Consider the following 13,472-nt stretch of genomic DNA (forward strand, 5'->3'; position numbering starts at 1 on the left):
GGAAATACAATGCCCAAAGCACACAAAAAGAAATTCAGAACATTAGAAGGAATATTCAATCAAATAATGCACCAAAAAGATGGCTGGATCGAAAAACGAAAACAAGAGCTAACAAATTGACAGTCCCTTTATATCTAAAACTATATACTTAATTAAAAATAATAATTATAATAGTGTAATTTTTATAAGGTGATGTTATGAAAGGACTTGTATTGATTATGGATGGTATGGGAGACCGTCCTTTAAAAGAATTTAATAACCAAACTCCTCTTGAAGCAGCTAATACACCAAATATGGATCAAATGGCTCGTGAAGGAATTAATGGTATAATGGATTCAATTGCACCAGGTATTATTCCTGGTAGTGATACAGCTCACATTTCAATTTTAGGATATAATCCATATGAAGTATATACTGGTAGAGGACCTTTTGAGGCTTCTGGTGTTGGAGTAGATGTTATTCCTGGAGACATTGCATTTAGATGTAATTTTTCAACTTCTGATGAAAATGGAATTATTACTGATAGGCGTGCTGGAAGAATAAGGGATGGAACTAAGGACATTGTTGAAGTGTTAAATACAATGGTTTTAGAAGATTATCCTGATATTAAAATTATTTTTAAAGAATCCACTGGTCATAGGGCAGTTTTAGTTTTAAGGGGTGAAGGTCTTTCTGATAAAGTCAGTGATGCTGATCCTAAGGTTGAAGGGAATAAACCAAAAGAAGTAGAAGCTTTAGATGCTTCACCGGAAGCTAAAAAAACTGCCGATATTTTAAATAAATTAGTGGTTAAATCTTATGAAATGGTTAAAGATCATCCTATTAATTTAGAAAGAATGGAAAACAATGAACCTCCAGCAAATATTATTATTCCTCGTGGAGCTGGTGCAGTTCCTGTTGTAGAAGCAATTAATGATAAATATGAGATTAACTCTGCATGTATTGCTGAAACTGGACTTATTATGGGTATTGCAAGATTTGCAGGAATGGATATTATTGAAATGGAAGATGTAACTGGTGGTGTTGATACTAATTTAGATAATATTCGTGATACTATATTAGATCAAGTCAAAAACTCTGAACATGACTTTTTCTTAATAAATATTGATGGTGCTGATGAAGCAGGTCATGATGGTAATGCTAGAGAAAAATTAGAATTTATAGAAAAAGTTGATAGGGTTGTTATGAGTGAACTTAAAAAACTTGATGATGTTTATATTTTCTTAACTGCCGATCATTCAACTCCAATTTCTGTAATGAATCATTCAGGTGATCCTGTGCCAGTTATTATTAAAGGACCTGAGGTAAGGGTTGATGATGTGGAAAAATTCTCTGAAGTTGATGCTGCTAAAGGTGGGCTTTGTAGAATTCGTGGATCAGATGTAATGAATATTATGATGGATTTAATGAATTATTCACATAAATTTGGAGCTTAGAGGTAATTTTATGGTAGCTAAAAAACTTTTTGGTACATCTGGAATTAGAGGAAAAATAAATTCTGAAATTACTTGTGAACTTGCATTAAATGTAGCTAAATCTCTAGCTAAATATTTGGGAAATGTGGGCAGTGTTGTTGTAGGATATGATGCTAGAACCACAAATATAATGCTTGATCAAACAATTTGTGCAGGTTTACTTGAAAGTGGAATTAATGTAATTAAAATAGGTATGGTTCCAACACCATTAGTTGGTTATGCTACTGAAAAATTAGGTGCTGATGCAGGTATAATGCTTACAGCATCTCATAATCCTTCTCAATATAATGGAATTAAATTATGGAATAAAAACGGGATGGCATATACTTCTAGACAAGAAAGTGAAATTGAAGAAATTTATGAAAATAAATCTTATAAATCTGTTGCTTGGGATAAAATTGGCAAACTAAGCTATAATGAAGAGATTAAAGGGCAATACATTGATGATTTAGTTGATTTGGTTAATATTAAACCTGGTTTAAAAGTAGTTATTGATTGTGCATCAGGAGCAGGAAGTGAAATATCACCTTTAGTATTTAGAAAAGCTGGCTGTATTGTAACTGCTCTGAATTCTCAAGTTGATGGATTTTTCCCAGGTAGAAATCCAGAACCTAATGAAGAAAACCTACAAACATTAATGAAAACAGTTGTAGCTATTGGCGCTGATTTAGGAATTGCTCATGATGGGGATGCTGATAGAATGATTACTGTTGATGAAAAGGGTGTTGTTTCTCCATTTGATAGTTTACTTGCTTTGATTTCAAAAGAATTTGATGGAGATATAGTTACAACAGTTGATGCGGGTTTATGTATGGATGAATCTGTAAAAGGTAAGGTTTTAAGAACAAAAGTAGGGGATGTTAATGTTGCTGAGGTCATTCTTGAAAAAAATGCTAGTTTTGGAGGAGAACCTTCTGGAACTTGGTTACATCCAGATTTTTGTATGTGTCCTGATGGAATTTTATCTGGTTTAAGAATGGCTGAAATTGTTTCTCGTGATGGTAAATTGTCTAAATTACTTGAAGGCATTCCATCATATCCAAATATTCGTGAAAAAATTAATTGTTCTAAGGATGCTAAAGTTAAAATAATGGAAAACATGGAAGAATTATTAGTCAATGCTTTTGATGATATTGTTGACATTAATTCTATTGATGGAGTTAGATTAACATTTAAAGATGATAGTTGGGTATTAGTTAGACCGTCTGGAACTGAAGACTATGTTAGAATAACTTTAGAATCAAAAAATGCAAAAAGAGCAGATGAAATAAAAGAGATATGTGTTAAAATTATTAATGAAAATATCTAAAAAATAATGTAGAAGATGAAATTAATCATCTTCTGCTATAAATGCGTCAATTCCTAGAGCAGCACATTCAGGGCAAACCCAATCATCTGGCATATCTGCAGGAGTTGCACCTGGCGGGATATTGTATGCAGGGTCACCTTTTTCTGAATCGAATCTATATTCACAATGTAAACACACATATATTGTCATTTTTTTTATCTCCTTTTTTTGTTAGTTATTACTATAACTAAGTATAATTCCACTATATTAAAACTAATATTTAAAATTAGTTATTTATTTATTGAAGTTAATTAATAATTAATACTATATATAATTTTTTTGGGGTAGTAAACATGAAAGCAATAATTTTAAGTGCTGGTGAAGGTTCTAGAATGAGGCCACTAACACTTACTAAACCTAAAACAATGTTGCCAGTTGCTGGAAAGCCAATTATTCGTTATATTATTGAATCATTGCGTGATAATGGAATAACAGATATTTTACTTATTGTACGTTATAAAGAGGAAATGGTTAGGGATTATTTTGGTGATGGAAGCGAATTAGGTGTTAATATAACTTATAAAACTCAAAAAGACTTTTTAGGAACTGCTAATGCTATTTATTATGGTAAAGATTTCATAGATGATAGTTTAATAGTTTTAAATGGAGATCTTATTTTAGACAATGAAATTATTAAAGAAATCATTGAAAAGTATGATGATTTAAAACCAGATACATTAATGGTTTTAACAGAAGTAGAGGACCCTTCTGCTTTTGGTGTTGTTGAAATTGAAGATGGAAACATTAAAAGTATTGTAGAGAAACCTAAAAAAGAAGAGGCTCCAAGCAATTTAATTAATACTGGTATTTACATATTTAATAAGGATATTTTTAATAAAATCGAAAAAACTGAAATTTCTCAAAGGGGGGAATATGAGATTACTGATTCTTTAACTCTCCAAATTGAAGATGGAAAGATAGTTAATGGTCATAAAACTAGTAAAAATTGGATTGACGTTGGAAGACCATGGGAATTAATTGAAGTTAATGAAGAATTAATTGGTGGTTTAAAAACTCAGATTAAGGGTCGTGTTGAAGACGGAGCTCATATTCATGGTGAGATTTACTTAGATGAAGGAAGTATCATTAGGGCGGGTGTTTATATTGAAGGAAATGTTTACATTGGTAGAAATTGTGATATTGGTCCTAACTCTTATATTCGAGGTAATTCTTACTTAGGAGATAATGTCCATGTTGGAAATGCTGTGGAAATTAAAAATTCAATTATCATGGAAAATACTAATGTTAGTCATTTAAGTTATGTAGGAGACTCAGTCATTGGATCAAACTGTAATATAGCTGCAGGAACTAATATAGCTAATTTACGTTTTGATAATGGATCTGTAAAAACTAAAATTAAAAATCAAATGATTGATAGTGGAAGACGTAAACTTGGAGCTATTATTGGAGATTCTGTTAAAACTGGAATTAATTCAAGTTTTTCACCAGGTGTTAAAGTAGGTCATAATTCTACTATTGGTTCAGGGGTTTTATTATATGATGATGTACCTTCTGATACTCGGGTGTTAGTAAAACAAAATCATATCATTCAAGATAAAAATAAAAAGAAATAAATGGCGATATTATGGAAAATAAAAAAGACTCTATTGTAATATGTCCAGGTGCACGTGTGTTAGGTAATGTTGAATTTGGTAGTGATGTTTCTATATGGTTTAATGCAGTTGTAAGAGGGGATATAGAATCTATAACTATTGGAAATAATTCAAATGTTCAAGATAACTGTGTAATTCATTGTTCTAATGATTTTCCCGTTGTTATTAAAGATAATGTGTCTATCGGTCATGGTGCTATTATTCATGGGTGTACTTTAGAAGATAATGTTTTAATTGGGATGAACGCTACAGTTTTAAACGGTGCCCATATTTCTAAAAATTCTATAGTTGGAGCTGGAGCTGTTGTAAGTGAAGGAAAAGAATTCCCCGAAGGTAGTTTAATTTTAGGGGTTCCTGCAAAAGTGGTTAAACAGTTATCTCAAGAGCAAATCAAACACATTCAAGAGAACGCAGATAATTATCGTGAACTTGCTAAACAATATGTGGAAGAATAAAATGAAACCAAGAAGAATAGTTGATGAAATGGACTCTTATGTCCCAGGAAGGTCTCAAGATGAGATTGCTTTAGAATTTGGACTTAATAAAGATGAGATTATTAAATTAGGATCTAATGAAAATCCTTGGGGGCCTTCTCCAAAAGCTATTGAAGCAATTAAAAAGGAAGTTAATAATATTAATCGTTACCCTGAATCTCAGTTAAAGGAACTTGTTCATGAAATAGCTAATTATTCTTGTGTTGAAGATTCTCAAGTTATTGTTGGAGGGGATGGAGCTGATGAAATCATTGATGTCTTAGCTAAAACATTTATAGATGCTGGTGATGAGTTTATTGTTCCCTTACCATCCTACATGTATTATGAATATTTATTACAACAATATGGTGCAAGGCCAGTATATGCAAAATGGGATTTAAATGAAAATAAGCTAGATACAAATTCTATTTTTAGTTGTATTAGTGAAAAAACTAAAATGATTTTCTTGTGTAGTCCAAATAATCCAACAGGAACTTTAATTGAAAAAGATGTTATTTGTAAAATTGCAAGTAAAAATCCTGGAATTTTGATTGTTATTGACGAAGCATATTTTGAATATTCTGAAGTTACAAATAGGGATTTAATCAATGAATACGATAATATTTTTATTATACGTACTTTATCTAAAGTTTTAGGCCTTGCAGGGATGAGGATTGGTTATGGTTTGGCATGTTCTTCAATAATTGAATATATGCATAGGATTAAACCAGTATTTTCTCTAACAAGATTGTCTTTTGTAGCTGCTCTTAATACTCTTAGAGATAAAGATTATATTGAGGAATCTATTAAAAGAGGTATTGAAAGTAGAGAATATCTTTATGGTGAATTATCAAAAATCAAATCTCTTAATGTATTCCCGTCTAAATCAAATTTCATCTTAATTGGTATAAAAGATACTGGTTTTACAGCTTCACAACTTTCTTATGAGCTAATGAAAAAAGGAATAATAGTAAGAGATTGTACTTCCTTTAAAGGATTGGATGAATATTGGATTAGAATTAGTATTTGTACTCTTGAAGAGGATAAAAGATTTATTAATGCTATGAAAGAGGTAATAGGATAATGTACGTAGGTGGAAGTGTAATATCTTCAGTTGAATTTCATAAAAATATGTCTTTAGTCATATTTATGTCTAAATGTCCACTTACTTGCAGATACTGTCATAATGTAGAACTTTTAGAGGATAATACTGAAAAATCATTTGAAGAAATTAAACAGGAAATTGACTCTTCATCTGATTTTTTAGATGCAATTGTAATATCTGGTGGGGAACCATTACTTCAAACTGATGCAGTTATAGAAATATTATCATATGTTCGCAAAATCGGTTTAAAAACTAAATTAGATACAAGTGGAATTTATCCAGATAAAATTGAAGAATTATTGTCTTTAAATCTTTTGGATTATGTTTCTTTAGATGTTAAAGCACCTTTTGCTAAATATAAAAAAATAACTGGTTCTAATGTTGGATCTAAAGTTAAAAAATCAATGAAATTAATTAATAATGATCCTAATGTTCATCTAGAGATTAGAACTACATTTGTTCCAACATTACACACATTAAAAGATATTCATAATCTTGTTGATGAAATTGAAGGGGATGTTTACACAATACAACAATTTAGGAATAAAAATGTTTTAGATCCAGCTCTTGAAAAAGTTGAAGTTCCTAATCCTCATTATTTAAAAAAATTAGCTAAAGATATTAAAGATTCATTCGATGGTGAGGTTAGGTTAAAAACAGCCGAATTCGGTGAAGAAAAAATTAAATAATGAATGTGGTGAATTAGATGCCAATTTTATCATTTTCAAGTAATGATATAGATGTTATTACTGGTAAAAAAACAAGGACTATCCGTAAAGCATGGAAAAATCCACTTAAAAAAGGGGATAGGTTATATTGTTATTGGAATTTAGTTTCAAAAGAAAAAATGAAAATTTTTGAAGCAATTGTTAGTGATGTTGAAGATATTTCTTTTGAAGATATTAAAGATAATGATGAATTGGCAAGAAAGGAAGGGTTTAAAGACTCAAAAGACATGTTTAGAGAATTTAAAAAAATGTATGGGGGTCGTGTTGGTAATTCTGATAAATTTCAAGTAATCTATTTTGAAAAATTAGCTATTGATGAGTGGAAAGGCGATAAAATAGATGAAAAAGCAATGATTACTAAAAGAGCAGATATTTTATTTGACACAGGTAAGTTCGATAAATCTACAATGTGTTATGATGCAGCTTTAAAAATTGATCCTAAAGATGTTTATTTATTAAATAAACAAGGAGATAATCTTTCAAGGTTAGGAGAGTTTAGTAAAGCTATTGAATGTTATGATAATGCACTAAAAATAGAGCCTGATAATGAGTATATCTTAAACAATAAAGCTATTGCACTACTTAACTCTGGTCAAATTGAAGAAGCATTAAAAATAAGCAATATTGCTTATAACTATAGTCCTAGTAGTCCTATTGTACTTTATTGGAGAGGATTTATTTTAGCAATGCTTGGTAGGTATGATGATGCATTGAAAGTTTATGATAAGCTTATTATTATTGATAGTGAAAATCCTGAAGTCTGGAACTCTAGAGGTAATTTATTATCAGATATGGGAATGTTAGAAGAAGCTGTTAAATCATTTGATAAAGCAGTCGAAGTTTGTTTAGATGATTCAGAAATGGATTCTGGAGCTATTAATCGAATGGGTAATGCATATATTGATTTAGGTAAACTTGATGATGCGTTGGATTGTTTTAATAAGGCTATTTCTTTAGAAAAAAATAATATTGACTTTTTATTAAATAAAGGAGTAGTTTTAATGGAATTGGGCAACTTTAAAGAAGCTGTTGATAGTTTTAATCGAGTATTACTTATTAATCCGGATAATGAAGATGCATTTTTCTTAAAAGAAGAATGTTTAGAATATTTATAAATAATAACTAATAGAATAACATTAATTAATTGTAATTTGTTTGTTTATATTATGATTAGATTTATTTTAAAAACAGCTATTATTTTTATTAAATTTATTTCAATCTTTTTATTTTAATCATTCGTATTTTTTAAATAATTGATAGGTTAATGGTAATGGATTTTGCAGTGTTTATTTTTTATGTTTTTCAATTAAATTTATTCCCCATTCGGCCATTTCATTAGCTTTTTCCTGTGTGTTTCCCTCTGAATAACTTCTAAATATTGGTTCTGTTCCAGAAGGCCTTATAATTACCCAACCATCATCTTTTAAAATTTTAACTCCATCTGTTGTATCAATTTCAAAATCAGTTGTATTTTTAACTTCATTAGCTATTTTAGACATCACTTCTTCTTTTATATCATCACTACATTCTGTTTTCATTTTAGAGGAATAATAAGTTGGTAATTCTGAAACTAATTGTGATAATGTTTTTTTCTCTTTAGCAATTATTTCTAATATTTTAGCTACAGTCATTACTGCATCTCTTCCATAAACAAATTCTGGGAAAATTAATCCTCCATTTTCCTCTCCACCAAATAATCCATTAGTATCTTTAAGTTCACGAGCTACAAGTAAATCACCAACAGCAGTAGCTATTACTTTTCCATTATATTCATTTGCAATATCATAAATTGCTTGGGATGTGGCTACTGTTGTTACAATGGTTCCACCACCATTTTCTTTAAGCATTTCTCTTTCAACTAATGTGAATGTTTTATCTCCTAAGACAAAATTTCCATTTTCATCAATACAAATGGTTCTATCAGCATCTCCATCATGTGCAAGACCAATATCTGCATTTAACTCTTTTACAACACTAATTAATTCTTGTAAATTTTCTTCAATTGGCTCTGGGTCACGTCCTGGGAAAAAACCATCTGCTTGTGCATTGAGGGTTGTTAGTTCACATCCTAATTTTCTGATTAAGTATGGTGCAGTGTAACATCCAGCACCAGATCCACAATCGAGAACTACTTTTAAATTGGCATTTTTAATAACTTCACTATCTACTTTAGAGATAGCTTCATCAACATATTCATCAATTATTTTATCATTAGTGTATATTCGACCAATTTCAGACCAGTTAGCTCTTTTTGGTTCTTCATCAAAGTATAATTTTTCAATAGCTAATTCTATATCTTCAGGAATTCCAATTCCATATTCATCTAAAAATTTAATTCCATTATATTCAGGAGGGTTATGTGAAGCAGTAATCATTACTCCACCGTCATAATATTTACGAACGGCATATTGAACTCCTGGTGTTGGTAAGATTCCTAAATCAACTACATCACAACCGGATGAGAGTAGTCCGGATTTAACAGCTTCCATTAGCATTGGACTTGTAGTTCTTGGATCTCCTCCAACTGCTACTTTTCCCTGAATTTGAGTACCATAGCAAGCTGCAAGTCTTGATGCAAATTCAGGTGTCAAAACATCATTAGCAGTTCTTCTAACACCGAAAGTTCCGAATAATCTTTTTTTATCAGTCATGTTTTAAATTCCTATAAATTAGTTTGTATTATGTTTTATTTTTGAATAATAAATAATTAATGAATTATTTTTAAACAGTTTCCGTTTGAAAGGATTACTTCGAGTTGGGATTTATATTGGGTAATTTTTCCAACTACATTAACTTTTTTATCTTTAAAGTCTTCTATTTTTAAACCTTGTGATTGAATTTCATTGACTTGACTTTCAAATATTATTAAAGAAATTTTGTCTGTTCCATCATTAATTGTTAAAAAATAACTGTTTTTTGAATTTGATTGGGAAACATCAGTTACTACACAATCGATACTTACTTCTTCATCAATCATAGCTTTTGTAATGTCTTTAATTGTAACTTTTTTAACTTCTACAGATGGAGTTAATAGGATTAATCCAATAATTCCAATGAGGCAAGTTATAAGGGCTATTCTTAATAATTTTTCATCTGTAATTTCCATATTTTTCTATTATTTTTTAATTTTAAAATAGATTATAGGATTTTAATTTGTAAAATTTATTTAAAAAAACATAAAATTAAATTATTTTCAGATGTATTTCATCAAATTTTATTAGCATTTTATGATGTTTGCCCAATTGATTTAAGGTTCAATTTTTCTCATTATACATTGAAATTAAGCGTTCAATGCTATCCACATCCATTGGACCTTTATCTTTTCTTATATTTTTAACAACAGGGAATCTTAATGAATATCCTGCTTCATATTCGGGGCTTTCAACAATTTCTGAAAATGCGATTTCTAAAACAATTTTTGGTTCTACTATTATTTCTCTTCCTTTTGTTGAAATTTCAAGTTCTTTCATTTTAACTGTTAAATATTCTAATGTAGCATCATCCAGACCTGTTGCTGCATATGCAACAGTTTTAAATTCATCATTTTCATCTCTTAAAGCTACTAAATAAGATCCAACAAAGTCTCCTCTTTTACCAATACCATAGGTCCCACCAACAACCATCATATCTAATGTTTCAGGCTCAGCTTTGTATTTAAGCATTTTTTTACCTCTTAAACCTGGGATATAGGGTTCTGATGCATTTTTTATCATGATTCCTTCGTGGTTTTGTTTAATGGACTTTTCAAATAGTGCTTGAATTTCATCGATATTTTCCGGTGTTCCTACAAGCATTGTACTTAAATTCATCTCTTCAGATGTTGTATTAACAATATCCTCTAAGATTTTTCTTCTAATACTCAAAGGTTCATCTATCATTGGAACTTTATAGAATAAAACATCAAATAAGTATAATTTTAAAGGTACATTTTCAATTGCTTCTTCTACATTGTATTTTCTTCTAACTCTATGTAATATATTTTGGAATGATAATGGTTTTCCATTTCTTGTAGCTATTACTTCTCCTTCTACGATGTAATTTTCATGAGGTAAGAATTCATCGAATAGTTCAACAATTTCTGGGAGTGCATGGGTGATATTTTCTAATCTTCTAGTAAATATCTTGATTTCATCTTCATTTCTGTGAACTTGAAGTCTAATTCCATCATATTTTGTCTCACAAATAGCAACACCCATTTCAGGTATGATTTCATCAAGAGGAGGAGCAAGTTGAGCTAGCATTGGTTTAACGGGTGTTCCAGGTGTTAAATTAAGTTTTTCTAATCCATTTACTCCCTCATCTTTAGCAGTTCTTGCAACAACTGCAAAATCGTTAGTAAGCATTTGTGCTCTTTCAACGACTTTTTTATCAATGTTATATGCTTGTGCTATGGCATCTCTAACAACACCATCTCCAACACCAATTCTAAGTTCTTCTAATATTGTTCGAGTTAAATATTTAGCTTCGGTTGGACTAGCTTGTGATAATAATTCCAATATGATAGCTATTTTACGATTGGTAGATCTAGATCCACTTATTTTGGATAATTTACGTAAACTGTCAAATACAAAATCAATTGTTAAAGCTTTTGAAAAAAAGGTCATTTGAGCTTTTTTTGAGTATAATTTAATACAAGCAAGACCAATATCACCTTCGTCTCGAACAGCATCTTCTACTGCATTTTGACTAGTTCCAACAGCTTCTGCAACAGCTCTCTCAACCAATTTAGCCCCAATTCCAATTTCTTCAGAACTCCATGCTGGAAATACAACTCCTAATATAAGTAGTCCTACTTTTTCAGTAGTTTGTGAATCTAATTCTTTTAAAAAATTAGATATGATTTCTGTTTTTTCTAATCTTTTTGTTGTAGATTCTAATGCTTCATAAACATCTACTAATTCTTGATATTTCATTAAAAATCTCCTTTTGATATTTTAACAGAGCAATATTCTCCACACATTGCACACATTTCATTATCATCTAATTCACACTTATTCCGATATGCTCTGGGTTTGGATTTGTCGAATGCTAATGAAAATTGTTTTTCCCAATCAAATTCTTTACGAGCTTTGCCCATTTCTTGTTCTTTTTTCCATGCAGATTCAAGTCCATTTGCAACATCTGCTGCTTCTGCAGCTATTTTTGAAGCAACAACTCCCTCTTTTACATCTTCTAGTGAAGGCAATGTTAAATGTTCAGCTGGGGTTACATAACACAAAAAGTTAGCTCCAGATGCAGCTGCAATAGCTCCTCCAATAGCTCCAGTTATATGATCATAACCAGGTGCTAAATCTGTTACGATTGGTCCAAGCACATAAAATGGTGCCCCATAGCATATTGTTTTTTGAATTTCCATATTAGCTTTAATTTGATTTAATGGCATATGTCCAGGACCTTCTACCATTACTTGAACATTTGCATTTTGAGCTCTTTTAACTAAAGTTCCTAAATTAACAAGTTCTTGGATTTGAGGGATATCACTTGCATCAGACAAACATCCAGGTCTAAGCCCATCACCTAAAGATAAGGTAATATCGTGTTCATATGCTAATTCTAAAAGATAATCATAATTTTCGTATAATGGATTTTCCTGACCATTACTTTTAATCCATGAAGCTAAAAAAGTTCCTCCACGACTTACAACTCCCATCATTCTATTAGTTTTCTCTAGTTTTTCGACTAAATCTATTGTAATACCACAATGTAAGGTCATAAAGTCTACTCCTTCTTTTGCTTGATTTTCAATAGCTTTAAAAATATCATCAGGATCCATTTCTATGATATCTTTATTTTTAGAAAGGGTAATTACTCCTGCTTCATAAATAGGAACCGTACCAATACATACATCAATTGCATCCATTATTTTTTTTCTAAATAATTTTAAATCAGAACCTGTGGACAAATCCATTATCGCATCTGCACCATATTCTTGGGCTAATTTAGCTTTTTTAATTTCTAAATCTAAATCATCAATTTTTGAAGAAGATCCAATATTTGCATTAATTTTAGTTTTAAGTCCATCACCAATTCCACAGGGTGTTATATTACTTGCAACATTTTTTGGAATTACAACACGTCCAATATCTATTAATCTAGCTAGTCTTTTAACATCTATATTTTCTTTTTCTGCAACATATTCCATTTCAGGTGTTATATTACCTTTTTGAGCTTCACTTTTTTGAGTCAATATATCCCTCTATAATTTGACAAATCAGTTATAATATTAGTTTCTTTAAGTATATAGAATTATTTTTTTGAGCTTTGGAAATTCTAATTTAAAATTTTTACTACTCTTTTGATGTTGTATACTGTTGTTTTGAGTATTGTTTCTCTGTTTTGCAGTCTTGTGAGTTTACTTTTATTTATTTTGAAAATTTTCTTTTTATTGGGCTAAAAATACTTTATATTTGTTTGGAGCATATTTCTTCATCAAAGGTTTTTTATGCTTAATCTTCTCTACCACGTAATAACTATAATTAAATTCAATGAATTTCACCAGTTTTACTTAATAATTGCTTTTTATACTTTTTAAAAATTTTTTTTGTTTGTCTTTTAAAGCCAAAATCCAAAAGACTTTTCATGCTCAGAAAACATAACTAATACTTGGAGAATGTTTATTTTTTAGTTTCATATAAATATATATTCTCCATTTTACTATAAATAACTTTTTAAAGACTTTTTTTAATAAAATACCACTTAATACTTCAAATGTAAATAAAATAAAAATAAA

12 protein-coding genes are annotated in these 13,472 nt (G+C 29.9%); 7 read left to right on the forward strand and 5 right to left on the reverse strand.

Annotation, left to right across the window (positions count from 1 at the left end; all coding sequences use genetic code 11):
* Positions 1 to 197: 197 nt before the first annotated feature.
* Both MBORA_RS07520 and glmM (MBORA_RS07525) read left to right on the forward strand, forming a co-directional pair.
* Entirely contained in the window at positions 198 to 1,436 is a 1,239-nt protein-coding gene (locus MBORA_RS07520; protein ID WP_042693565.1) for a 2,3-bisphosphoglycerate-independent phosphoglycerate mutase, read from the forward strand.
* The gene (glmM, locus tag MBORA_RS07525) at positions 1,414 to 2,784 is read left to right on the forward strand and encodes a phosphoglucosamine mutase (protein WP_042693563.1); all 1,371 of its coding nucleotides are present in this window, start codon (positions 1,414 to 1,416) and stop codon (positions 2,782 to 2,784) included. The genes MBORA_RS07520 and glmM (MBORA_RS07525) overlap by 23 nt, the downstream gene beginning before the upstream one ends.
* A 21-nt stretch (positions 2,785 to 2,805) precedes the next feature.
* Here the strand turns inward: glmM (MBORA_RS07525) and MBORA_RS07530 are convergent, their stop codons facing one another.
* Positions 2,806 to 2,973 carry a rubredoxin gene (locus tag MBORA_RS07530; RefSeq protein ID WP_063720485.1) on the reverse strand — a complete coding sequence of 56 codons (168 nt, stop codon included), beginning with the start codon at positions 2,971 to 2,973 and terminating at the stop codon, positions 2,806 to 2,808.
* 143 nt (positions 2,974 to 3,116) lie between these two features.
* Here MBORA_RS07530 and glmU point away from each other — a divergent pair, with 143 nt between their 5' ends.
* The 5 genes from glmU to MBORA_RS07555 are packed head-to-tail and all read left to right on the forward strand — an operon-like array spanning position 3,117 to position 7,857.
* Positions 3,117 to 4,397 (forward strand): bifunctional sugar-1-phosphate nucleotidylyltransferase/acetyltransferase, encoded by a 1,281-nt coding sequence (gene glmU / locus MBORA_RS07535; RefSeq protein WP_042693561.1) that lies wholly within the window; start codon positions 3,117 to 3,119, stop codon positions 4,395 to 4,397.
* Between the two features lie 11 nt (positions 4,398 to 4,408).
* The gene (locus tag MBORA_RS07540) at positions 4,409 to 4,891 is read left to right on the forward strand and encodes a gamma carbonic anhydrase family protein (RefSeq protein WP_042693560.1); all 483 of its coding nucleotides are present in this window, start codon (positions 4,409 to 4,411) and stop codon (positions 4,889 to 4,891) included.
* 1 nt (position 4,892) lies between these two features.
* Positions 4,893 to 5,993 carry a histidinol-phosphate transaminase gene (hisC, locus tag MBORA_RS07545; protein ID WP_042693559.1) on the forward strand — a complete coding sequence of 367 codons (1,101 nt, stop codon included), beginning with the start codon at positions 4,893 to 4,895 and terminating at the stop codon, positions 5,991 to 5,993.
* On the forward strand, positions 5,993 to 6,703 hold the full coding sequence (locus MBORA_RS07550; protein WP_042693557.1) for an anaerobic ribonucleoside-triphosphate reductase activating protein: 711 nt from the start codon (positions 5,993 to 5,995) through the stop codon (positions 6,701 to 6,703). The genes hisC and MBORA_RS07550 overlap by 1 nt, the downstream gene beginning before the upstream one ends.
* Positions 6,704 to 6,720: 17 nt before the next feature.
* Positions 6,721 to 7,857: a tetratricopeptide repeat protein gene (locus MBORA_RS07555; protein ID WP_063720486.1), complete on the forward strand. Its 1,137-nt coding sequence runs from the start codon at positions 6,721 to 6,723 to the stop codon at positions 7,855 to 7,857.
* Between the two features lie 171 nt (positions 7,858 to 8,028).
* On the opposite strand, the gene glmM (MBORA_RS07560) is transcribed toward MBORA_RS07555, so the two are convergent.
* The 4 genes from glmM (MBORA_RS07560) to thiC form a co-directional block, all read right to left on the reverse strand.
* A complete protein-coding gene (gene glmM, locus MBORA_RS07560; protein WP_042693556.1) occupies positions 8,029 to 9,393 on the reverse strand; it encodes a phosphoglucosamine mutase in 1,365 nt (454 codons plus the stop codon).
* Between the two features lie 56 nt (positions 9,394 to 9,449).
* Positions 9,450 to 9,848: an exodeoxyribonuclease VII large subunit gene (locus MBORA_RS07565; RefSeq protein ID WP_042693554.1), complete on the reverse strand. Its 399-nt coding sequence runs from the start codon at positions 9,846 to 9,848 to the stop codon at positions 9,450 to 9,452.
* 148 nt (positions 9,849 to 9,996) lie between these two features.
* Positions 9,997 to 11,655, reverse strand: coding sequence for an ATP-dependent DNA ligase (locus MBORA_RS07570; RefSeq protein ID WP_042693552.1), 1,659 nt, complete (start codon positions 11,653 to 11,655; stop codon positions 9,997 to 9,999).
* On the reverse strand, positions 11,655 to 12,929 hold the full coding sequence (gene thiC, locus MBORA_RS07575; protein ID WP_063720487.1) for a phosphomethylpyrimidine synthase: 1,275 nt from the start codon (positions 12,927 to 12,929) through the stop codon (positions 11,655 to 11,657). Before thiC ends, MBORA_RS07570 begins: the two co-directional genes overlap by 1 nt.
* Positions 12,930 to 13,472 lie beyond the last annotated feature (543 nt).

This window comes from Methanobrevibacter oralis (assembly GCF_001639275.1).
Classification (GTDB): Archaea; Methanobacteriota; Methanobacteria; order Methanobacteriales; family Methanobacteriaceae; genus Methanocatella; species Methanocatella oralis.